The following is a 22,021-nucleotide window of genomic DNA, read 5'->3' on the forward strand; positions in this document are numbered from 1 at the left end:
ATGCGAGGTTGGTGAACAGGGGCTCTAGAGACGCAGGGCGCTGAGCATTCCGCCGACGGCGCGCGGCCAGTCGAAGTCCTCGGCGCGGGCCCGTGCGGCGGCGCGGCGGGTCGGCTCGGGTGCGGACAGCAGGGTGTGCACCGCGCCGGCGAACGCGGGCGCGTGGTCGGCCACCGCCGCGCCGCAGTCCGGGCGCACGATCTCGCGCAGCGCCGAGGACGCCGACACCACAACGGGTGTACCGGACGCGAGCGCCTCCAACGCGGCGAGCCCGAACGTCTCGTGCGGACCGGGTGCCAGCGACACGTCGGAGGTGGCCAGCAGCCGCGCGACGTCCAGCCGGGACGGCACGAACCCGAGGAACGTCACCGGCAGCCCGGCGGCGCGCCGCTCCAGCGCCGGCCGGCGCGGCCCGTCACCGGCGATCACCAGCCGCACCTTGTGTCCCGAGGTGTGCATCTCCGCGAGCGTGTCCACACTCCGCTCGACGTGCTTCTCCGGAGATAACCGTCCACAGTGGACCAACAGCGCGTCGGCTCCCCTGGCCAACTCCCCGCGCAGCGAGGCGTCGGCGTTGGTCGGCGCGAACGTGCGCAGGTCGACCCCGAGTGGCACCCGGCGCACGTTCGCCGCGCCGATCCGGTCGAACTCCGCGCCGGCGAACGACGTCGTGCACACGACCGTGTCGTAGCTGGCCGCCATCCGCGCGTTCATCGCGTCGGCCACGCGGGTCGCGACCGACGGCGGCAACAGGAACTGCTCGAGCAACCGGTCCAGCCGCTCGTGCGAGATCACCACGCTGGGCACGCCGTTGCGACTCGCCCAAGTGCCCATTCCGCGCAGGGTGAGCCGGTCGGACACCTCGATCCGGTCCGGCCGCAGCCGCGTCAGCAGGGTGCGCACTCGCCACGGGTCGACCGCCCGGTAGCCACCCGTTCCGGGGATGCGCGGCGCCGGCAGGGTGATTCGGCGTGCCCCGCTCGGCATCGTGGTGTCCGAGCTGCGGGTGCCGGGCACCACCAGCGTGACGCGATGGCCGTGTGCCACATAGCCCGCGCCGAGGTGGTGCAACGCGGTGCGCAGTCCGCCGGAGCGCGGCCCGTAGAAGTTGGCCAGTTGCACCACGTGCAGCACGGTCACGCCGCCCTGGCGGCACGGAGGCCGGCCACCTCCGCGTAGTGGTCGACGAGTTCTCCGCACACGGCCGGCCAGCTGCGGCCGAGCACGGCGCGGCGGGCGGCCGCACCCATCTCCTCGCGCAGCGACGGATCCCCGAGACGCTCCACAGTGGACACCAGCTCGGCGCGGAACTTCGTGTCGTCCGGCCCGATCAGGTAACCCGTCCGTCCACTGTGGACAAGGTCGCGCGGCCCGCCGGCGTTCGGCGCGATCACCGGCACACCGGAGGCCATCGCCTCCTGCACGGCCTGGCAGAACGTCTCGTGCGGGCCGGTGTGCACGAACACGTCCAGACTGGCGTAGGCCTCGGCCAGCGCCTCGCCGGTGCGAAAGCCCAGGAACGCCGCGTCGGGCATGGCCTTGCGCAGCGCCCGCTCGTCCGGCCCCTCGCCGACCACGACCACCCGCACACCGGGCAGCGCGTTCAGCGCGGCCAGCCGCTGCACCTGCTTCTCAGGTGCCAGCCGGCCGACGTAGCCGACCAGCAGCTCGCCGTTCGGAGCCAGCCGCGCGCGCAGTTCGTGGTCCACTCGCGTCGGCGCGAACAGCTGGAGGTCGACGCCACGGCCCCAGCGCTGCACCCTCGGGATGCCGTGCGCGAGCAGTTCCCGCACGGCGGCCGTGGACGGCGCCAGCGTGCGGTCCGCACTCGAGTGCAGCCGCTTGATCCAGCGCCACGCGGTCCGGGCGCCCCGCGAGAGCCCGTAGGACGCGGCGAACCCGGCGACGTCGGTCTGGTACACCGCGATGGTCGGCAGGTCCAGCTTTCTCGCCGCGCGCATGCCGCACGCGCCGAGCACGAACGGCGATGCCAGGTGCACCACGTCCGGCGCGAACTCGGCGATGGCGGTGGCGACCTTCGGTGACGGCACCCCGATCGGCAGCGAGGTGATCACGGGCAGGTCGACCGCCGGCACGCGGACGACCGGCGCGTGCAGGTAGTGGTTGCACCCCGCGCCGGGCGCGACGATCAGCGCCTGGTGGCCGCGGGTGCGCAGATGCTCGACGACTCGGAGAACGGAGTTCGACACGCCGTTCACCTGCGGCAGGAAGCTCTCGGTGACAATGGCGACTCGCACGGATCGACTGTCGCAACCAGATCCGTCCAGTGAGTCGACCTGCACGTGACAGCACGGGGAACGCGGCGGGAACACCTCGGGTGCTAGTGCCCCGTGTTCGAGACACCAGGTGCCGGAGCGAGAGTTTGACCTGGCGATAGTTCGGCCGTCATCTGCCGGACGCATCGCAGACACCAGGCGCGGTCACGCTAGGGCGGCATGACGGTCCTGTCCTCTCGCCCGGTCAAACCCGTTGAGCCGGGCCTGCTGTCCCGGGCGCTCGAGGTGGCCGGAAGGCTCGCCAACGACGCCACGGACGTAATCACCGCGACCGCGGGCCGTGGCGCCCGCCCAGACCAGAAGGACTCGCCGTTCGACTGGGTGACCGACACCGATCGCATCCTCGAGCGGCACACCAGGCGCGTGCTCACCGCCGAGTTCCCCGGAATGCCCGTGGTCGGCGAGGAGTTCGGCGCCGACGTCGGGGCGGCCGAGGCGGAGTACCGCTGGGTGGTCGACCCGGTGGACGGGACCGCGAACTACGTGGCCGGGGTGCCGTGGTGCGCCTACAGCCTCGCGCTGGTGGACGCCGCCGGGCCGGTGGTCGGCGTGGTGGCCGACCCGTACCGGGGCCAGATCTACGCGGCGGCGCGTGGCCGCGGCGCGCGGGCGAACGGCCAGCGGATCACCTTGACCGACACGGCCACGACGGCCGGCGCGATCGTGTGCACGGAGCTGAGCCGCAAGGGGCCGTGGCCGGGGATGGGCGACTTCATCGAGCGGGCGGCCGCGTCGCACGCCGGGGTCCGGGTGCTCGGCTCGGCCGCGCTGGCGATCGCGCAGGTGGCGCTGGGGCACGCGGTGGCCGCCGTCCTGCACAGCTACCACGAGTGGGACGTCGCCGGATCGGTCGCGCTGGCGATCGAGGCCGGCGCGCTGGTGCTGGACAAGCACGGCGAGGGCGCGCTGCTGCCGGTGGACGGGCTGCTGGTCGCCGCACCGGGTACGGCCGACGAGGTGCTCGACTGGTGGCAGCGCTCCCGCGCGGGAATCGCTGCCACCCAAACACTCTGAGGGGTCAGAGCTGGCCGGCGACGGCCTCGGCGAACCGGGTCAGCGGCTCGCACGACGGCGGCGGAACGTTCGCGCCTGGTGGGAACGAGGCGGCCCGGAAGTCGTCGTTGAGGTCGACCTTCGCGAGCACCGCGCCGTTCTGGTCCTCCGGCGGAGCCGGCTCCACGATCAACGCGTACCCGCAGCTCCCGCCGGTCTGCACGCCACCCGGCCCACGCCCGGCCGAGACCATCTTGACGGCGTTGAACCTGCCGACCCTGGTCGCCGCGGCCTCCCAGGTGCCCACACCCTGATCGGTCTTCTCCAGCCGGGGCACGGCGTCGATCTTCCAGTACACGCTCACGTTCAGCGCCACGGGATTGCCGGGGCGGAACAACCTGATTCGGCACTGGTACGGCGACACGTAGCTCACCCCGGACTGGTAGTCCGGGTACTGCCCGAGCAGCACGTCCTTGCGGGCGCACGGGTCCTTGCCGACAACCGGGATCGTGGACGGCTTGGATCGCGGGGTGAACGCCTCCGCCTTGGGCATGATCCGCAACAGGTAGGACTTGGCCTCCTGACAGCGTTCCGGCCACACCTGGTCCGGCGCACCCTTGGCCGGCACCTTCCGCGCCCGCAGCGAGACGGCGAAATCCGCGCCGGGGTACGGCGCGTAGTACATGCACTCGTCCTGCTTCTCCTTGTTGTACCTGTAGTTGTGCAACGTGCGGCCGTCCGCCGGCTCCGGCGCGTTCTCGGTGCGTTCCTTCTGCCCGAATTCCACGCCGACCTTCAGGTCGAACAGGTAGGAGAACGGCTCGTTGGGATTCTTCGCGCGCGCCCAGCATTCGTTGAATACCCGGCGGGCGCCTTCGGCCTCCCGCTGGGCGCCGAACTTGGCCAGCGCCTCGACGTCGTGGATGTCGCAGACCGACGCGTCGCGGATCTTGCGCATCAGTTCATCCGCGTTGACCGGCGTGGACGGCGGGGTGTCCGTCGGTTCGGCGGCCGGTGGCGCCTTCTGCCCACTGGCGGCGGGCTCGCCGGCGGGCGACGCGGTACCGGAGACGGTGGTCGCGCAGCCGGCCATGAGAGCCGCCGCGGAAAGCACAGCCAGCAGGCCGAGCCGGTTCTTCAATCGGTTCACGGCGTTCCCGTACTCGAAAGGGCTGGACGGACAGAAATTACCAGGTGTGCCGACGACCTCGCCGACAGTTTCACGCCGCCGAAGCGGGCCGCACGAAGCAGAACTCGTTGCCGGCCGGGTCGCGCATCACCTGGAACGATCCTTGCTCATCGGTGATCAGCACGCCGACCCGCCTCGCGCCGAGTTCGACGGCACGCACGACCGCCGTGGCGATGCCGTCCACGCGAACGTCCAGATGCAGACGATTCTTCCCCGTCTTCTCTTGCGGCACCGGCTGAAACGCGAGCCGGGGAAAATCGGGCGGCTCGACGTGCGACCAGCCGAACGCCCGGTCGACCGGCTCACCGCCGAGCAGCCCGGCCCAGAACCGCACCAGCGACCTCGGGTCGACGCAGTCGATCACGATCTGATCCAGCAGCACGTGTTGCAGCGCGCGACAATTTCGCCGGTATAGTTGACGCTGCGTGAGGCAGTAGCTCCACGAAGTGAGCCCGGTTCACCTTCCGGACGGTGGGTTGCCGGGCTTTGCGCTGTTCAGGGACCGCCGACCCGGTCAGGCGTCGTAGTCCACCGTGACGGCGTCGGTGACGGGCAGGCCCTGGCAGGTGAGTACGAATCCGGCGTCCAGCTCGTGCTGCTCCAGCGCGTAGTTGCGGCGCATCTCCACCTTGCCGGAGGTCACCTTCGCCCGGCAGGTGCCACACACGCCGCCCTTGCAGGCGAACGGCAGATCGGCGCGAACCCGTTGTGCCGCATCAAGAATCGGCGTGTCGGCCGGCAGCGCGAGGGTGGTCTCGCGACCGTCCAGCAGCACGGTCACCTCCGCCGTCGCACCGTCCACAGTGGACTCGTCGGCGCGCTTGGGCGCCGGTGGCGGCTCGTCGACATAGAACAGCTCGTGATGCACCCGCTCGGTCGGCACCCCGCGCTCGGCGAGCACCTTCTCCGCGTCCTGCACCAGACCGTACGGCCCGCACAACCACCACTGGTCGATGTCGGAGGCGGGCACCACGATGTCGAACAACGCGCGCAGCCGCTCCGCGTCCAGCCGCCCGGAGAACAGCTCGACGTCGCGCGGTTCCCGGGACAGCACGTGCACCAGCTGCAACCGGTCCGGGTGGCGGTCCTTCAGGTCGGCGAGGTCCTCGGCGAACATCACCGTGTCGCTGCGCCTGTTGCCGTACAGCAGGGTGGCGCGGCTCTCCCCGTCCGCCAGCACGGTGTCCACAATGGACAGAACCGGGGTGATGCCGGAGCCGGCCGCGACGAACGCGTGGTGGCCCGCCGCGGACAGCTCCGGAGTGAAGTTTCCCAACGGGGGCAACACTTCCAGCGTGTCCCCCGGCCGCAGCGAGTCGACCAGCCGCTCGGAGAACAGCCCGCCGTCCACCCGGCGCACACCGATCCTGGGCGCCGCGCCGACCGGCGCGCAGATCGAGTACGACCGGCGCTCCTCGCGTCCGTCGACCTGCTGGCGCAGCGTCAGGTACTGGCCGGCGCGGAACGTGTAGTCCTCGGCGAACTCGTCCGGCACGGCGAACGTGATCGCCACCGCGTCCGCACACAGTCTGTCCACAGTGGACACCGTGAGCGGGTGGAAGGTCGGCCGCTTCGTGCGCGTCGCGGTCATCACAGGTCCTTGAAGTGCTCGAACGGCTCGGCGCAGTCCGCGCACCGGTGCAGGGATTTGCAGGCAGTGGACGAGAAGTGGGACAACTCGGTGGTGTTCGGGCTGTCACAGCGCGGGCAGCGGACCAGCCGCGACGGCGGCGTCAGGTTCAGCGGCACCGGCCCCTGGCGCACCAGACCACGGCGGGCCGGCGGCGCGATGCCGTACTCGGCGAGCTTGCGCCGGCCGTCGTCGGTGATCCAGTCCGTGGTCCACGCCGGGCTCAGCACGGTGCGCACCTCGGCGCGGTGGTAACCCGCTTCGTCAAGCGCCGCAACGAGATCGGCGCGGATCTCGTCCATCGCCGGGCAGCCGGAGTAGGTCGGTGTGACCGTCACGACCACCCGCTCGCCGTGCACCGCGACATCGCGGAGCACGCCGAGATCGGCCAGTGTGAGCACCGGCAGCTCCGGGTCGCACACCGACTCCGCCACGGCCCGCGGCGTCACCATGTCGCACCCGGCATCGAGCGCGCGATGTGCTGCATCTCGGCGATCAGGTACCCGAACGCCTCGGTGTGCACGCCGTCCCGACCACCGCGACCGGCCCCATCTCGACCGACCACAGTGGACAGTGAGCCAACGGTCGGCCGGTCGAGGCTGGCCGCACCGAGCACGGTGTCCAGCACACCGTCCACTTCGGACCGAAGGGTGGCCGGATCGACAGCCACACCGACCGCCGCGAGCCGCGTCTCCACCGGGTGCGCGGTGAACAGTTCGTCGGTGAACGGCCACACGCGATCGAGCCCGGCGATCATCCGCTCCCGGGAGTACTCCGTGCCGTCGCCCAGCCGGATGGTCCACTGCGCGGCGTGATCCCGTTGGTAGGCAAGCTCTTTCACCGCCTTGGCGGCCACCGCGGCGAGCACCGGATCGCGCGAGGAGACCAGGCGCTGGGACAGCGCGAGCCGCCAGGAGGAGAACACCAGCAGCCGGGCGATCGTGGTGGCGAAGTCGCCGCCCGGCCCCGGCCCGCAGTCCACCTCGGACAGTTGAACGTTGCGGAACTCGTGTTCCTCGCGGAGGTAGGCCAGCGCGTCCTCGTCCCGCCCGGCGCCCTCGATCTCGCCGGCGCGGGTCAGCAGCATGCGTGCCTGGCCGAGCAGGTCGAGCGCGATGTTGGCCAGCGCGACGTCCTCCTCCAGCTCCGGTGCGCGCGAGCACCATTCGGAAAGCCGTTGGGAGAGCACCAAAGCGTCGTCGCCGAGCATCAGGCAGTACGTGGCGAGGTCGCCCGAGTCCACATCGGACGGAACCGCTCTGTCCACCCCGGACAGCGCGTCGGTGAACCCGGTGCCGAACGCCCAGTGCGTCTCGTCCGAGCCCTCCATGATCGCCTCGTACGCGTTATCGAAGCTCATAGGTGCGGCACGTCCTCGGGAATCGCGTAGAACGTGGGGTGCCGGTACACCTTGTCGCCGCTCGGCGCGAAGAACGGGTCCTTCTCGTCCGGCGAGGACGCCGTGATCGCCGCCGCCGGCACCACCCAGATCGACACGCCCTCGTTGCGACGGGTGTACAGGTCGCGCGCGTTGCGCAGGGCCATCTCGTCGTCCGGCGCGTGCAACGAACCGACGTGCACGTGGTTCAGCCCGCGCTTGCCACGCACGAACACCTCGTACAGCGGCCAACTCGATCGCGGCTCACTCATGCGGCACTCTCCTTCGCTGCCCGCTTGGCGGCGTGCGCGGTCGCCGCCTCGCGTACCCAGGCGCCGTCGTCGTGCGACTTGCGCCGGTGTGCGACACGCTGCGCGTTGCACGGGCCGTCACCCTTGACCACGCGCCAGAACTCGTCCCAGTCCGGCGTGCCGAAGTCGTGGTGCCCGCGCTCGGCGTTCCAGCGCAGCTCCGGATCGGGCAGCGTCACGCCGAGCTTGTCCGCCTGCGGCACCGACATGTCCACGAACTTCTGCCGCAGCTCGTCGTTGGTGTGCCGCTTGATCCGCCACGCCATCGACTGCTCGGTGTTGGACGACGCGTCGTCCGGCGGGCCGAACATCATCAGCGACGGCCACCACCAGCGGTCCACCGCGTCCTGCACCTGCCGGCGCTGCGCCTCGGTGCCGCGCATCATCGTCATCAGCAGCTCGTAGCCCTGCCGCTGATGGAACGACTCCTCCTTGCAGACGCGGATCATGGCGCGCGCGTACGGCCCGTAGGACGTGCGGCACAGCGGCACCTGGTTACAGATCGCCGCGCCGTCAACCAGCCAGCCGATCACACCGACGTCGGCGAAGCTCAGCGTCGGGTAGTTGAAGATCGACGAGTACTTCTGCCGGCCGTTGATCAGCTTCTGGGTGAGGTCCTCGCGGTCGGCGCCCAGCGTCTCGGTGGCCGCGTACAGGTACAGCCCGTGGCCGGCCTCGTCCTGCACCTTGGCGAGCAGGATCGCCTTGCGCCGCAACGAAGGCGCGCGCGTGATCCAGTTGCCCTCCGGCTGCATTCCGATGATCTCGGAGTGCGCGTGCTGGGCGATCTGGCGGATCAGCGTCCTGCGGTAGCCCTCGGGCATCCAGTCGCGCGGCTCGATGCGTTGCTCGGCCGCGACCACCCGGTCGAACTCGCGCTGCAGCTCCTCGTCCACGACCTCGATGTTACACGTCGCGGACGATTCTGCGGAGAGGTGTTATACGACTGCCTTGCGCCTGATCCGCACGCCGGAGCGGTGCGACCACCACAGCAGCGGCGCGACGATCAGCCAGGTCACCGCCGCCACACCGGCCAGCGGCAGGAGCGCGAGCGACACGTTGCGGCCGGCCACGCGCACCAGCTCGGGGTCGCGCTCGTCGTACTCGACGGCGACCACCTGCCCGGTCTCCAGGCCCTGCGGGTAGAGCACGCCGAGCGGCGGCGCCTGCACCGCGCCGTCCGGGGTGTCGAACCGGACCAGCGCGCGGCCGAAGCTCGCGGACACCACCTCGGCGTTGGCGTGACCGGTGTGCGCGGTGATCGCCCGGTCGTTCTGCCACGCGCCGAACGCCACGAGTACGCAACACAGCGTGACGAGCACACCGACGGCGAGCAGCACGATCGCGCCGACTCGCCGCAGCCGTTCACCCCGCCAGGTGACAGCTTTTTGTGGCTGTTGATCCTGCTCCGCCTTCACGCGCTGGAGGGTACCGCTGTCGGGGGATTCAGCACGTCAGACCCACAACCGATGCCTGTGGACAACCTGTGGATAACCGATTTGCCCTACCGACGAGTGCCCGCCAGGGTGGACGGCATCGGGGAATCCACGGAACACTGAAGGGGACACACACCATGACCGACGATCTCGACAGCCGCCTCGCCAAGCTGGAGGCGGAGATGCCGAAGGCGCGCAGGGATGCCACGGCAGCCCGACTGCTCGCGATGGGAGCTGACCGCGAGGTGTTCGACATGCGTGCCCGGCTTCAAGCGCACACCGCGTTGCTCAACGCCCTGCGCGAAACCCAGATGGAGCACGGGCAGCGGCTCGATCGACTCACGAGCAGGGTCGACGGCGGCTTCGCGCAGGCCGACCGAAACTTCGCCACCGTCGAGCAGAACTTCAAGCTGATGGCGGTCGGGATGGCGGAGATCAAGGACCTGCTCACCGACAAGAACGAGAGCTAGCGGAGCACGGCCTCCACCACGGCGGCGCGCAACCGGGAGTGCAGATCTCGCAGGCGGTCCCGGTTCGCGCGCACCTCCACCACCCGCAGCCCGTCAGCCGGCGCGACCGCCGCGCACAGCTCACGCGGGTCGGTCACCAGCACGTGCGGCACCCCGTACCCACCACACACCGCGCCAAGGTCGACCCCGGTCGGCGTGCCGAACACCCGCTCGAACGACGCCCGGTGCTCGGCCGCGCCCTGCTCCAGCAGCGAGAAGATCCCGCCGCCGTCGTCGTTGAGCACCACCACCGTGAGGTTCGGGCGCTGCTCGGCCGGCCCGATCAGCATGCTGTTGACGTCGTGCAGAAACGTCAGGTCGCCGACGAGCGCGTAGCCGGGCCGCCCGGAGGCCAGCGCGATCCCGGCCGCCACCGACACGTTGCCGTCGATCCCGGCGACGCCCCGGTTCGCGTGCACCGCGACGTCCCCGCGCGGCGCGGCGACCAGATCCACGTCGCGGACCGGGTTGGACGAGCCGAGGAACAGCGTCGCCTCCGACGGCAGCGCCTCGACCAGGTCGCGGGCCACCCGAACGCCGGTGGGCCAGCCCTCCTCGCCGAGCAGCTTGTCCACGACCATCGCCGCGCCGGAATCCGCCTGACGCCAGCCGGCCAGCCACTCCTCGTCGTGACCGTCCACATGGGACAGATCGTCCAGGTCCAGCCAGCCGCGCACGTGGGACGCCACGAACTGCGGGTCCGTCCACTGTGGATGGTCACCGATGCCGTACACCGGCGCCGCGCCCATCATCCCGCGCACGCCGCGGGACAGGGTCGGCCGGCCGACCACCACCAGCGCGTCCGGCCGCAGGGCCTCCCCCAGCTCGCCCGTGGCCAGCAGCAGCGCACCGCAGCGCAGCACGTCGGCACCGCCGGCCATGGCCGCCGCCATCCCGGTCGGCTCGGCCACCACCGGCCAGCCGGCTCGCGCGGCGACCTCGGCCGCCGCCGTGATCCGGTCCGGCCGCCCGCTGCCGACCACCATCAAAGTCCTTGCCGGCAAAGGGAAATCGACCCGACTGCCGGCAACTGTTCGCGCCGCGGCGGACGTCGTCCAGCGCACCCCGCCCGGCCGCCCGTCCAACTCCTCCGGCCAGTCCCCCGGCCAGTCACCGCCGAGTGTGGGCACCAGCGGCTCGCGAAACGGCAGGTTCAGCTGTGCCGGCCGCCCCGGCTCGGCCTGTGCCACCGCGCGGCAGACCAGCCCGCGCCACACCGGGTTCTGGCCGACCCGCCGTTCGGCGACCGGGAAGTCCACGACCACCGCCGCCGGCCCGAAGATCCCGCGCTGGTCGATCGTCTGGTTCGCGCCGGTCCCGGCCAACTCCGGCGGCCGGTCGGCGGTGAGCAGCAGCAGGCCGACGCCGGAGTGGTACGCCTCCAGCACGGCCGGGTGCATGTTCGCCACCGCCGTTCCGGACGTGCACGCGATCGCCGCCGGCCGGCCGCCGCCCTTGGCGAGCCCGAGCGCGAAGAACGCCGCAGACCGCTCGTCCACCCGCACGTGCAGCGTGAGCCGGCCCTGTGCGGCGGCCTCGTGCAGGGCCATGCTCAGCGGCGCGTTGCGCGACCCCGGGCACACCACGACGTGCCGAATGTCGTTGCGCACCAACTCATCGACGACGACGGCGGCCTGCGCGCTGGACGGGTTCACCCGAGGACCTCGCCGCAGAGCACATGCCTGCGGATACCCGCTCGCGCCACGGCGTGACCGAACTCGGTCAAGGCGTATCTGTCGTCGCCGTCGACGCCCTCGCGCAGACGCAGGCTCTGGAGCACGTCGAGGTCGTGGAACACGGCCTCCATCGCGCGATCCAGCTCCGACCGCTCACCCAGTTCGTCGAGAACCACCTCGACCTTGTGGATCAGATCGTCGTAGTACACCTCGTGCTCCAGCAGCAGCGCGGCGAACACGACGATCATCGTGTGCGCCACGGCGGGGTCGACTCCGTCGAGCAAGTGCATGCAGAGCCCGGTGTACAGCCTGCGCGGGTCGTCGTGCACCGCATCACCGGACGGGGACAACCTCGGCTGCTCGCCGGTCTCGTCGAAGAACCCGCAGCGCCGAGCGAGCACGGTGGCGGGATGGTCGGGCAGGGTGCCGCGCTGGACGCACACGTCGAGCACCCAGAGCATCGTGCTCAGCGCCGTGCGTGCGGCCTCCTCCGGCATGGCGAACGACCTGGCGATGTCTGGACTGATCCTGGTCAGCAGTTCGCGCAGCAACGGGCTGGGCACCGCGCGCGCCCACGCGGTCATCCGCTCGCGGATCACGTGCTCCAGCAGGGGGATTCCGTCCGGCGTGCCGTGGGTGTCGAACACGCCGGAAGCGTGCTTGGCCAGCCGCATGTCGAAGAGGGGGTCGTCCTCGTCGAACAGCTGGTCCGCGACGGCCTCCTCGATGGCCTTGGTGACGTAGAACCTGGTGACGCGCTCCGCTGGCCCGGGGTCGGACCACCATTCGATCTGCATCTCGGCCGGCATCATCAGGTGTGAGCGCTCCATGGCCCGCGCGTACAGCTCGGTGCACTTCTCCTCGTCGTGCGCCGCCTCCAGGATCTCCCGGGTGGTGTCGGCACGGCAGAGCGCGGCGTACCTCGGCCGGCCGACGAGGTCGAAGAACTCGGCCAGGCCGTCGACGACCAGCCGCCAGTCGGGCATGTCCACGCCGTCCCTGACGTGCCTCGGCAGCACACCCCACAACGAGAGCTGCAGTTCGAGCTGAAGCGGCTCGTGCTCGGGGTTGTGCTGGACGATGCTCACCCACGTCGCCGTGACGTGCGTGCCGACCTTCCTGTCTCGACGAATGATCGTGTCGAGTGCGCTTTCCGGGTCCACGGGATCAGCTTGACACGGGAGCACTGAGGGCCGCTTGGCACTATCCACAGGTAGCCCCGGATAGCCTGTGCGACGTGGCAGAACCTACCGTTTCCGAGCTGTTCGATCCGAGCGTCTGGCAGGAGATCGAGGGCTTCGAGTTCACCGACATCACCTACCACCGCGCCCGCGAGCAGGGCACCGTGCGGATCTCGTTCGACCGGCCCGACGTGCGCAACGCGTTCCGCCCGCACACGGTCGACGAGCTGTACCGCGCGCTGGACCACGCGCGGATGAGCCCGGACGTCGGGTCCGTGCTGCTCACCGGCAACGGCCCGTCCCCGCGTGACGGCGGGTGGGCCTTCTGCTCGGGCGGCGACCAGCGGATCCGTGGCCGCTCCGGCTACCAGTACGCCTCCGGCGAGACGGCCGAGACGGTCGACCCGGCGCGCGCCGGCCGGCTGCACATCCTGGAGTGCCAACGGCTGATCCGGTTCATGCCGAAGGTGGTGATCGCGGTGGTGCCCGGGTGGGCGGCCGGCGGCGGGCACTCGCTGCACGTGACCTGCGACCTGACCCTGGCCAGCGCCGAGCACGCGCGGTTCAAGCAGACCGATGCGGACGTCGGGTCCTTCGACGGCGGCTTCGGGTCGGCGTACCTGGCGCGGCAGGTCGGCCAGAAGTTCGCCCGCGAGATCTTCTTCCTCGGGCGGGACTACTCGGCCGAGGACATGCACCGGATGGGCGCGGTGAACGCGGTGGTGCCGCACGCGTCCCTGGAGGCCACGGCCCTGGAGTGGGCGGCGGAGATCAACGGCAAGTCACCGACCGCCCAGCGAATGCTCAAGTACGCGTTCAACATGATCGACGACGGGCTGGTCGGCCAGCAGCTGTTCGCCGGCGAGAGCACGCGGCTGGCGTACATGACCGACGAGGCCGTCGAAGGCCGGGACGCGTTCCTCGAGAAGCGCTCCCCGGACTGGTCGCCGTTCCCGTACTACTACTGACCGCGAGTACCGGGACGCACACGAACGCGAGCGCCGCATATAACGCCCCAAGCAGCCGCACCTAAGGGGAACGAGACGCAATTCAGCCACGGTGACGACGTAGCCGCCGCTTACCCGAAAAGGCACCCATTGCTGGGAAATCGCGGAGAGGCGGGCATGCATCGTCGTCGTCATCGGGTCGATCTGGCCACTGCCCGCGATGTGCAGGCCGACCATTCCCAGAAATGCGACCACGACACCCAACGCACCGATCCGCACTCCGGCGGAATGTGCGACGGGAAACGTGATCCCACGGCGTTCGAGTTCGACGCGTGCCATCGGAACAACGGTCGCCGAACCATCCGGCAAGGCCCCCAATCGCCCGGGGCCTTTCCCTACCGTTCCTCAGGGAGTGGCACCCTACGAGATGTGCCGGCCGACGAGCATGATCTTGCCGTCGGCCACCACGAGCGCGGTGCCCGGCCGCACCGGTTCGATCGACCCGACCTCGTGCGCGCGCACCGAACCGGTGACCGCGCCGGTGAGCTGGTCGAGCACGGTGATCCGCACGTCGGTCTCGGCGAACTCGACGTCCGGCACATACCCCGACACCGGGTCGAACGGGTTGGTGCGCCGCAGGTTGGCCTGCACCGCGACGGTCCGGTTGCCCACGTCCAGGCTCACCCGATCCGACTCGGCCACGAACTTCCACCCGCCCCGGTAGCTCAGCTCCGGATACCCGATGACCAGGCCGCCGTCGCGGGAGGCCAGTCCGTCCTCGCTCATCTCGTGCTGACGGCGATCGCCCTGGGCCAGCGCCACGTCGCGCAGCCGGACCTGCTCGCCGATCGCACCGCGCTCGCCGAGGCGCATGGCGACCGCGTCCACCCCGTCCTGGAACACGAGCTGCGATCCGCGCGCCCATGGCTTGGCGAACGTGCACTTGACCAGGAGGTTCTTGTCACCGCCCTCGTCGGTGTGGATCTGGGTGGCGCAGTCGGACGGCTGCTTGGTGACGGTGATCAGCGCCTTGTCGATCGAGCCGGCGTACTCGCCGCGCGCGTGGTGCACGGGGTTGCCGGTCACCAGGTCGACGAAGTCCCACTCGGCCGGCTGGCCCGGCACCGGCAGTGCGGCGTGGGTCGGCAGCACCGGCGGGCCGGAGGCGAGGTTGATGTTGTCCGCGGGAAGCGTGGTCACATTGGGGAAGCGCTTGTACGCGGCGGCGGTCGAGTCCACCGGCCGGCGCCACCGCACGGTCCCGTCGTCGGACACGGCGGTCGCCGTGCACGTCGCCCCCTGGCAGTCGGATTCGAGCACGGTCACGCCGGACGCCGAGGCGACTCCCCGTTCGGCCGGAATCCCGTTGGGCCACAACGGTTTCCCGTGATCGTCGTACAGCATCGCGATCCTGCGGCGGATCACCAGCAGGCGCTCGCCGGCGATCGAGTAGGTGTCGTCCCGGTCGGCCGCGATCTTGCCGAACTCGCGGCCGTCGGTCAGCGAGATCACCCTGGCCGAGGTGCGGTTGGCGAGCACGGCGGTCCGGCCGAGCACGCGCTGCACGAACTCGTGATCGGAGTAGGCGTCCTGACCGCCGGAGCGCATCGACTGCGCGGACCAGCGCACGCCCTCGCCGTCGAACTCCTTGGCCAGCGCGCGGTTCGGCAGCCACACGCCGGCCGCGACGGCGGCGCCGGCCAGCACGATCGCGATGAGGACGCGGAGGAAACCCATCAGCCGTGGCAGCGCGATGAACACCAGCATCAGCACGCCGAGCGCGCCGATCGCGAGGCCCCACAGGTAGCCGAACTTGCTGGCGTCGCGCCACCCGAGCAGCAGCAGCGCCACGCCACCGGCGAGGAGCAGCCCGGCGAGCAGCGCGGAGTAGCGCACTCCGCCGTCCCTGTCCCGGGTCGGCGTGCGCGGCCGGTCGACCGGGGCGGGGCGCTTCACCTCGGCGGTCTCGGCGCGGGAGGGATCGAGAGTCACGCGCGGGAGAGTAGCGCCCTCGGCGTCATTCTTGTTGTGTCGCAGTGGAATTACGTAGCCACTCTTCGTGTTTACTACGTACCTCGGTCCAGAGTTTGACGCGGTCAGCAGGGTCGACGTCGTCGAGCGTGACGCCGAATACATCGGCCAGCGCGCCGAACCAGTCCTGCTCCGCGGACACCAGCGTCTCGGTTAGACCGTCGGCGTCGAAACGCTGGAACCGGCAGCCGCGCATGGTGACCACGGCGTCGGCAGTACGGACGGACACCACGACCGGGCCGGCGAAACCCGAGTCGGGCGAGGTGGACAGCCACCGGTGCTTCTCGGTGAAGTCGCCCGGCACGGCGGCGGCTGGCGCGGTGTCGAACCCGACGAACGACATGCCGGCGGCGTGGTCGAACCGCCAGCCTCCACCGTCCACTTCGGACTCGCGCAGCCGGTAGGTGAACGGGCCCTGCCGATATTCGTCGTACACCAGGGGAATCGGATCGTAGAAGCCGTCACCGAGGCCGAGGTCGACCAACCACGCGCCGTCCGGGCAGTCGTCGGTGGGCAGGCCGTGCACGGTCAGCCCGAGGTGGTTGCGGTCCAGGTGCGGCCGGTCCTCGGGCTTGCCCTGCACGCCAGCGATGTGCCGGCGCACGTCGAATCCGAGCGAGCCAACCAGCTCGGAGAAGGCGCCATTGAGATGGTAGCAGTACCCGCCGCGCCCGCCCGGTCCGGTGATCGTGTCGACGGCGGCGCGCGGATCGGTCGTGCGCGGCTCCCCCATCTTGATCCACAGCGTCTCGTACGGGATCTTCTCGACCTGCGCGCGATGCAGCGCGGTCAGCGCTTCCAGGTCTGGTTCCGGTGCTTCGCTGAATCCCAAACGTCGCAGGTACCGCGCCCGCACATTGTCGTCCACGACCGCAGGCTAGCGCGGATCACCGACAAGACCCGCCGGCTTCCGTTCCACCCATCGCTTCGTTCCTGGCAGCAGCGACAGCACCAGGACCGCGGGTGTGACCGGCGAACTGTAGAGCGCGTTCTCGTGGCTGCGAACCGACTGTGCGTCCTACAACGCGCACGGCCGGCTCAACGGTGTCATGGGTGACTGGGCCAACCAGCAGATCGCCGGTCTGCGGAAGTAACCGAAGTAACCGAACACCAGCGCTTCCCGCACGGCAGGATGGACGCCATGCGGGAAGTTCTGGTCGACGGGCGTGCCACCTCGGCGCAGGAGTTGCACCGAAGGCTGCGGGCCGCGCTGGACGGCGGCGAGGCCGTGCTCCCGCTGGCGACGGACGATCCCAGGCTGCCCGCGCTCCGCGCGCGTCTGGCACCCGACGAGCCCGCCGAGCCCGGCACGGCGGTGATCGTGGCGACGTCCGGCTCGACCGGGGTGCCCAAGGGCGTGCTGCTGTCCGCGGCGGCCCTGCGCGCCTCCGCGGACGCGACGCACGCGCGGCTCGGCGGGCCCGGCGCGTGGCTGCTTTCCTTGCCCGCCAACCACATCGCCGGTGTGCAGGTGCTGGTGCGCTCGATCGTCGCCGGAGTGACACCGGGGATCGCGCACCTGGCCGGCGGGTTCCGCTCCCGCGCGTTCGTGGAGGCGGCGTCGGACGTGCTGGCCCACGACGGGCCGCGCTACACCGCGCTGGTGCCCACCCAGCTCACCCGACTGCTGGACGAGGGTGGGGCGGGTCTCGCCGCACTGCGCTCGTTCGACGCGGTGCTGCTCGGCGGCGCGTCGATCACGCCGGCGCTGATGGCCCGGGCGGGCGATGCCGGAGTGGCCGTGCGCGCGACGTACGGCATGACCGAGACGGCCGGCGGCTGCGTGTACGACCACGTTTCGCTCGACGGTGTCCACATCAGACTGTCCGATCGGGACGGTGACACCGGCGTAATCGAGATCGCCGGGCCGATGCTGGCGTCCGGGTATCGCCTGTCCCCCAAGGAGACCGCGATGTCCTTCGTGGACGGTTGGCTGCGCACGACGGACATCGGGCGGCTGCGCGGCGACTGGCTGGAGGTGCTCGGCCGGGCCGACGACGTGATCAACACGGGTGGGGTGAAGGTCGCGCCGGTGTTGGTCGAGCGGGTGCTGACCGACCTGCCCGGAGTCGCCGAGGCGTGTGTCGTCGGGCTGGAGGATCCCGAGTGGGGGCAACGGGTCACCGCGGCGGTCGTGCCGGCCGACCGGGACGCACCGCCGAAGATCGACGCGCTGCGCGACGGAGTGCGCGCGGCACTCGGCGACGCGGCGGTGCCGAAGCTGATCCGATTCCTCGACGAACTCCCGCTGACCGGGCCCGGCAAGGTCGATCGGGCGGCGGTCCGACGCCGGATGGGCTGAACCCGTACGACGTACGGGTCACGACGAAAGTCTGTTTTCCCATGCGTTCGCACACGATCGGTCGGATTCCCGCGCCGTTGGCCGGCGTTTGGTTGACAGATCACCATCGCGGGGCTTGGCTCACCCGGGTTATCGCATAGGGAGGAATGCGCCATGAGGATCGCACTGAGAACGCGTCGGCACCGACTCTTCGCCGCCGGTGCCGCCACGGCACTGTGCGTCGGACTGGGCTTCGCGGTCGCCGCGCCGGCGAACGCCAAACCGGCCGACAATCCGTCCACCTGGAACGCCGACTTGTCCACAGTGGACCCCGCGAGCAGCAACGTGGTCACCGACGGCGGGATGCTGCGGCTTGGCGATCAGCAGGCCCGTGCCGCGAGCGCGTATTCCAACCTGCGCACCGGTTTCGCCGTGTTCGCGCCGCGCACGCTGCCGGCCGAGTCGAACACGGTCTCGGCGATCATGGACGGCACGGTCGGCCAGGGTGCCGAGGTGGCGGTCGACGTGCGCGGCCTCCGCAAGGACGGCTCGTGGTCCGAGTGGACCGAGGTGCGGCCCGGTCAGCCCGCGGTGCTCGACCGTCCCACCTCGACTGTCCAAGCGCGACTGATGCTCTCCGCCGCCGACGGTGCGGCTGGTCCCGAGGTGCGCCGGGTCGAGCTGAGCTCGTCCACGACGAGCGCCCGGCCGTCCGCGCAGGTCGTGCTGGAAGGCGGCGGGCTGACCTACAAGGTGTTCGCCACGCGTGAGGGGTTGGTCGGCGGCACGACTGCCAACGGGCATGTGATCGTCGAGCGGGATCACTTCGTGGCGCTGCCGTCGCGGCGCGGGCTGTCGGGTAAAGGCAGCGGGGAGTACAGCGTGCGGGTCTGCGGGGACACCAAGCGGTGCGAGTGGGCGCCGGTGTGGGATGTCGGGCCTTGGAACACGAAGGACGACTACTGGAATCCGTCGGACCAGCGGGAGATGTGGAAGGACTTGGCGCAGGGGAAGCCTGAGGCTCAGGCGGCGTACAACGACGGGTACAACGGGGGTAAGGATCAGTTCGGGCGGAAGGTGGCTAATCCGGCGGGGATCGATCTGGCTGACGGGACTTTCTGGGACGGCGTGGGGTTGAAGGACAACTCGTGGGTGACGGTGTCGTACTCGTGGACTGGGTCTGACCCGGCGGGGACGGTCAAGACGAATGGTGGGCCGGTGAATGTGCGCTCCGGGCCTCGGCTGGGCGACTCCGTCGCGGGGTTGGCGGCGCACGCGGCGCAGGTGCGGGTCGAGTGTCAGGTGAAGGGGGATCCGGTGGATGGTTCGCAGGGGAGCTCGGATATCTGGTATCGGGTGGCGGCTGACAAGTTTCTTGCGAAGGCTTATGTGGCGGGTGCTTCGGGGGTTCGGGACTGCTGAGGTTCGCGAGTTCCGCGCTGTGCACTGGTGAGTTCCGCGCTGTGCACCCGCGAGTTCCGCGTTCTGCACTGGTGAGTCCCGCGCTGTGCATCGTCGTCGGGGTGCTACCTGGGGTGTGGCGGCGCGGAATTGTGCGGGCCGATACTCACAAGTCAAGGGCGCCTACGGCGTCGCTACGCGACTCGCTTCGCTCGCCCTGGACTTGCGAGCCTCGATCGGCCCTAACCGCAGGCGCTACGGGCAGGCTCCGCCTGCCTTTTGCCCGTACCGCGCCGCCACCTTGCTCCTATTGATTCACCCCATAGTGGTCGGTCGAATTGGGTAGAATACAAGTATGAGGGGACAACAACTAATCGACGAGCTACGGGCTCGCGAAACCCACATTCGACAACTCGAATACGAACGACTTCAACTCATCCACGAAATCCATCAGCAAGGCATCGCGAAAGAAATGGGCGCCTACTCCACGGCATCGCTCCTGCGGGACACGGTGCGGATCACACTCGCCGACGCACGACGGCGGGTAGCCGACGCCAACGCCCTGTTCGGCTCCACCACACTCACCGGGCAACCCATCGAAGCACAGCTCCCCGTCGCAGCGCAGGCGCTCGCCGCTGGAGTGATCAGCCGAGACCACGTCCAGGTCGTGCGCACCACCATCGACACACTTCCCGCCGAGCACCATGCCGAAGTCGAACAACTCCTCGTGGACGAAGCCGAACACTTCGACCCCGTCAAACTCAGCAAGCTCGCCACCCGAACCCGCGCCCACCTCCAGCCCGAACAGGTCGTCCTCGACGAGCAAGCCGCCCGCAAGCGCATGGAATTCTCCATGATCGAAGACATCGACGGGATGATCATGCTGCGCGGACGGCTCTCACCCGAGTGCGCCGAAGTGTTGAAAGCAGCGCTGTCACCGTTGGCGAAACCCGCAGGCAAAGACGACGACCGCTCCGCCGCTCGCAGGTGGGCTGAGGCACTCATCGAGTTGGCGCATCGGATGCTGAACTCCGACACGCTGCCGCAGGACGGCGGGCGGCGGCCACACCTGGCGATCACAATTTCTTACGAACAACTTCGCGACCAGATCGGCCTCGGCCGAGGTGACTTCAGTGCGATGATCACCCCGCAGACGATTCGGCAGATCGCGTGCGACGCGGACATCACACCCATCGTGTTGAACAGCGAGGGTCAACCGCTCGACGTGGGGCGTGAACAACGACTCGTCACACAACACATTCGGGCCGCACTCATCGCCAGGGATAAGGGCTGCTCATTTCCTGGGTGCGACCGGCCGCCGGAGTGGACGGACGCGCATCACATCATCCCGTGGATCGAGGATGGAATAACTTCAGTAGAACTCATGACCTTGCTGTGCCGGTTCCACCACACGATCATTCACGAGCAGGACTGGGAAATCGTCATGCGCGACGGGTTTCCGTACTACATTCCGCCCGTGTGGGTTGATCCGCAGCGGAAGGCCGTCCGCAACACCATGCACCACGTCGACATGTTGACGGGAACGTGAATCCGGTTCATGCTTCCGCACATGAATCAGCCAGCGAGCAGGTGGCCGGCGGTCGCGGCGTTCATGGCCGTGGTCGCCGCGACCCAGGTCGCCTGGGTGATGCTGGCGCCGGTGACCACGGTCGCGGCAGAGCACTACCGCGTCTCCACCGACGACATCGGCTGGTCCGCGCAGGCATTCCCACTGCTGTACGTGGTGCTCGCGATCCCGGCGGGGATCGTGCTGGACCGGTGGTTCCGTGGCGGGCTGGCCGCCGGCGCGCTGCTTACCGCGATCGGTTCCGTCCTTCGGCTGATCGGTGACGACTACACCTGGGTCCTCTGTGGACAGATCGTCATCGCCGTCGCGCAACCGTTGGTACTCAACGCGATCACTGGTCTGGCCGTCAACTACCTGTCCGAACGCGACCGTCCACTCGGGATCGCGCTGGGGTCGGCGAGCAACTACGGCGGCATGGTGATCGCGTTCGGGCTCGGCGCGGTCCTGTCCACCTCTGCTGACCTACGCACGCTGATCTGGATCGGCACGATCATCTCCCTGGTGTCCTGTGTGGCACTGCTCGTCGCGCTCCGCAGGCCCGGTGGGTACGCGCGCGAGGAAGCCACTGCCGGGCTGTCGGGGGTGGTCGACGCGGTCCGGCACGCCTTCGTACCCCCACTGCTCGCACTGGTGGCGCTCGGGTTCGGCGTCTCGATCGCGCTGATGACCTGGCTGCAGGCGCTGGTCGAACCCGCTGGTGTCTCGGCGGGTGCGGCCAGCGTGATCCTGCTGGCATTTGTGGTCGCGGGCGCGATCGGCTCGTGTGTGATCGCGCCGGTGGTGGCCAGGCGTGGCGTTCAGGTGCGCTTCTTCCTCGTCGCGGTGGCCGCGGCCACGGTGAGCTGCCTGGTGATGGCGATCGCGCCGGGCACGATGACCGGTGTGATCACCATGGCGGTGACCGGCGCGGCACTGCTCACCGCGCTTCCGGTGGTGCTGGAGATCGTGGAACGCAGGCTGACCAAGGAGGCGAACACAGCGGCCGGTCTGGTGTGGATGGCCGGAAATGTGGGCGGCTTCGCGGTCGCGGCGGTCACCGGCGGGCTGATCGGCTCCCCCTCGCTGGCCTTCGTGATGCTCGCGGTGGTGGCCGCACTCGGCGCGCCGTCGGTGGCGCTGCTCACGATCAAGCTGCGCCAACGGACCACCACACCGGCCTGAGCGGCAAGATGT

21 protein-coding genes are annotated in these 22,021 nt (G+C 69.9%); 7 read left to right on the forward strand and 14 right to left on the reverse strand.

The features are described 5' to 3' along the window. Positions 1 to 24: 24 nt before the first annotated feature. Together EV193_RS01895 and EV193_RS01900 are read right to left on the reverse strand one after the other, a co-directional pair. A complete protein-coding gene (locus EV193_RS01895) occupies positions 25 to 1,131 on the reverse strand; it encodes a glycosyltransferase (protein ID WP_130342850.1) in 1,107 nt (368 codons plus the stop codon). Positions 1,132 to 1,136: 5 nt separating this feature from the next. Next, positions 1,137 to 2,258: a glycosyltransferase family 4 protein gene (locus tag EV193_RS01900; RefSeq protein WP_207222456.1), complete on the reverse strand. Its 1,122-nt coding sequence runs from the start codon at positions 2,256 to 2,258 to the stop codon at positions 1,137 to 1,139. A 198-nt stretch (positions 2,259 to 2,456) separates the two neighbouring features. On the opposite strand from EV193_RS01900, the gene EV193_RS01905 reads away from it, so the two are divergent. Next, on the forward strand, positions 2,457 to 3,311 hold the full coding sequence (locus EV193_RS01905; protein WP_130342183.1) for an inositol monophosphatase family protein: 855 nt from the start codon (positions 2,457 to 2,459) through the stop codon (positions 3,309 to 3,311). Between the two features lie 4 nt (positions 3,312 to 3,315). Here the strand turns inward: EV193_RS01905 and EV193_RS01910 are convergent, their stop codons facing one another. From EV193_RS01910 to EV193_RS01945, 8 genes are all read right to left on the reverse strand, one after another. Continuing rightward, on the reverse strand, positions 3,316 to 4,440 hold the full coding sequence (locus EV193_RS01910) for a hypothetical protein (protein ID WP_130342184.1): 1,125 nt from the start codon (positions 4,438 to 4,440) through the stop codon (positions 3,316 to 3,318). A 70-nt stretch (positions 4,441 to 4,510) separates the two neighbouring features. Beyond that, positions 4,511 to 4,861 (reverse strand): VOC family protein, encoded by a 351-nt coding sequence (locus EV193_RS01915; protein ID WP_130342185.1) that lies wholly within the window; start codon positions 4,859 to 4,861, stop codon positions 4,511 to 4,513. A 132-nt stretch (positions 4,862 to 4,993) separates the two neighbouring features. After that, a complete protein-coding gene (gene paaE / locus EV193_RS01920; RefSeq protein ID WP_130342186.1) occupies positions 4,994 to 6,070 on the reverse strand; it encodes a 1,2-phenylacetyl-CoA epoxidase subunit PaaE in 1,077 nt (358 codons plus the stop codon). Further along, positions 6,070 to 6,561 (reverse strand): 1,2-phenylacetyl-CoA epoxidase subunit PaaD, encoded by a 492-nt coding sequence (gene paaD, locus EV193_RS01925; RefSeq protein ID WP_130342187.1) that lies wholly within the window; start codon positions 6,559 to 6,561, stop codon positions 6,070 to 6,072. The genes paaE and paaD overlap by 1 nt, the downstream gene beginning before the upstream one ends. Beyond that, positions 6,555 to 7,469, reverse strand: a complete 915-nt coding sequence (gene paaC, locus EV193_RS01930) for a 1,2-phenylacetyl-CoA epoxidase subunit PaaC (RefSeq protein WP_130342188.1) — start codon at positions 7,467 to 7,469, stop codon at positions 6,555 to 6,557. Before paaC ends, paaD begins: the two co-directional genes overlap by 7 nt. After that, the gene (gene paaB, locus EV193_RS01935; protein ID WP_130342189.1) at positions 7,466 to 7,759 is read right to left on the reverse strand and encodes a 1,2-phenylacetyl-CoA epoxidase subunit PaaB; all 294 of its coding nucleotides are present in this window, start codon (positions 7,757 to 7,759) and stop codon (positions 7,466 to 7,468) included. Before paaB ends, paaC begins: the two co-directional genes overlap by 4 nt. Beyond that, positions 7,756 to 8,694, reverse strand: coding sequence for a 1,2-phenylacetyl-CoA epoxidase subunit PaaA (gene paaA, locus EV193_RS01940; RefSeq protein ID WP_242613085.1), 939 nt, complete (start codon positions 8,692 to 8,694; stop codon positions 7,756 to 7,758). The genes paaB and paaA overlap by 4 nt, the downstream gene beginning before the upstream one ends. Before the next feature lie 42 nt (positions 8,695 to 8,736). After that, positions 8,737 to 9,216: a DUF3592 domain-containing protein gene (locus tag EV193_RS01945; RefSeq protein ID WP_242613086.1), complete on the reverse strand. Its 480-nt coding sequence runs from the start codon at positions 9,214 to 9,216 to the stop codon at positions 8,737 to 8,739. Positions 9,217 to 9,371: 155 nt separating this feature from the next. On the opposite strand from EV193_RS01945, the gene EV193_RS01950 reads away from it, so the two are divergent. After that, the gene (locus EV193_RS01950) at positions 9,372 to 9,704 is read left to right on the forward strand and encodes a hypothetical protein (RefSeq protein WP_130342191.1); all 333 of its coding nucleotides are present in this window, start codon (positions 9,372 to 9,374) and stop codon (positions 9,702 to 9,704) included. Here the strand turns inward: EV193_RS01950 and menD are convergent. Together menD and EV193_RS01960 are read right to left on the reverse strand one after the other, a co-directional pair. Next, positions 9,701 to 11,398, reverse strand: coding sequence for a 2-succinyl-5-enolpyruvyl-6-hydroxy-3-cyclohexene-1-carboxylic-acid synthase (menD, locus tag EV193_RS01955; protein ID WP_130342192.1), 1,698 nt, complete (start codon positions 11,396 to 11,398; stop codon positions 9,701 to 9,703). The two genes, EV193_RS01950 and menD, sit on opposite strands and share 4 nt — an antisense overlap. Next, positions 11,395 to 12,582 (reverse strand): hypothetical protein, encoded by a 1,188-nt coding sequence (locus tag EV193_RS01960; RefSeq protein WP_130342193.1) that lies wholly within the window; start codon positions 12,580 to 12,582, stop codon positions 11,395 to 11,397. Before EV193_RS01960 ends, menD begins: the two co-directional genes overlap by 4 nt. Before the next feature lie 74 nt (positions 12,583 to 12,656). Between EV193_RS01960 and EV193_RS01965 the strand changes: the two genes are divergently transcribed. After that, positions 12,657 to 13,568: a 1,4-dihydroxy-2-naphthoyl-CoA synthase gene (locus EV193_RS01965; RefSeq protein ID WP_130342194.1), complete on the forward strand. Its 912-nt coding sequence runs from the start codon at positions 12,657 to 12,659 to the stop codon at positions 13,566 to 13,568. 399 nt (positions 13,569 to 13,967) lie between these two features. Here EV193_RS01965 and EV193_RS01970 read toward each other — a convergent pair whose 3' ends face one another. Further along, complete coding sequence (locus tag EV193_RS01970) at positions 13,968 to 15,539, reverse strand: hypothetical protein (protein ID WP_130342195.1); 1,572 nt, start codon at positions 15,537 to 15,539, stop codon at positions 13,968 to 13,970. Between the two features lie 25 nt (positions 15,540 to 15,564). Beyond that, on the reverse strand, positions 15,565 to 16,446 hold the full coding sequence (locus tag EV193_RS01975; RefSeq protein WP_130342196.1) for an arylamine N-acetyltransferase family protein: 882 nt from the start codon (positions 16,444 to 16,446) through the stop codon (positions 15,565 to 15,567). Between the two features lie 273 nt (positions 16,447 to 16,719). Here EV193_RS01975 and menE point away from each other — a divergent pair, with 273 nt between their 5' ends. From menE to EV193_RS01995, 4 genes are all read left to right on the forward strand, one after another. Then, the gene (gene menE / locus EV193_RS01980) at positions 16,720 to 17,880 is read left to right on the forward strand and encodes an o-succinylbenzoate--CoA ligase (RefSeq protein WP_130342197.1); all 1,161 of its coding nucleotides are present in this window, start codon (positions 16,720 to 16,722) and stop codon (positions 17,878 to 17,880) included. 153 nt (positions 17,881 to 18,033) lie between these two features. After that, complete coding sequence (locus EV193_RS01985) at positions 18,034 to 19,281, forward strand: hypothetical protein (protein WP_130342198.1); 1,248 nt, start codon at positions 18,034 to 18,036, stop codon at positions 19,279 to 19,281. 334 nt (positions 19,282 to 19,615) lie between these two features. Continuing rightward, the gene (locus EV193_RS01990; RefSeq protein WP_130342199.1) at positions 19,616 to 20,809 is read left to right on the forward strand and encodes an HNH endonuclease signature motif containing protein; all 1,194 of its coding nucleotides are present in this window, start codon (positions 19,616 to 19,618) and stop codon (positions 20,807 to 20,809) included. 21 nt (positions 20,810 to 20,830) lie between these two features. Next, complete coding sequence (locus EV193_RS01995; protein ID WP_130342200.1) at positions 20,831 to 22,009, forward strand: MFS transporter; 1,179 nt, start codon at positions 20,831 to 20,833, stop codon at positions 22,007 to 22,009. The last annotated feature ends 12 nt before the right edge of the window (positions 22,010 to 22,021 follow it).

The organism is Herbihabitans rhizosphaerae, from assembly GCF_004216555.1.
Taxonomy (GTDB): Bacteria; Actinomycetota; Actinomycetes; order Mycobacteriales; family Pseudonocardiaceae; genus Herbihabitans; species Herbihabitans rhizosphaerae.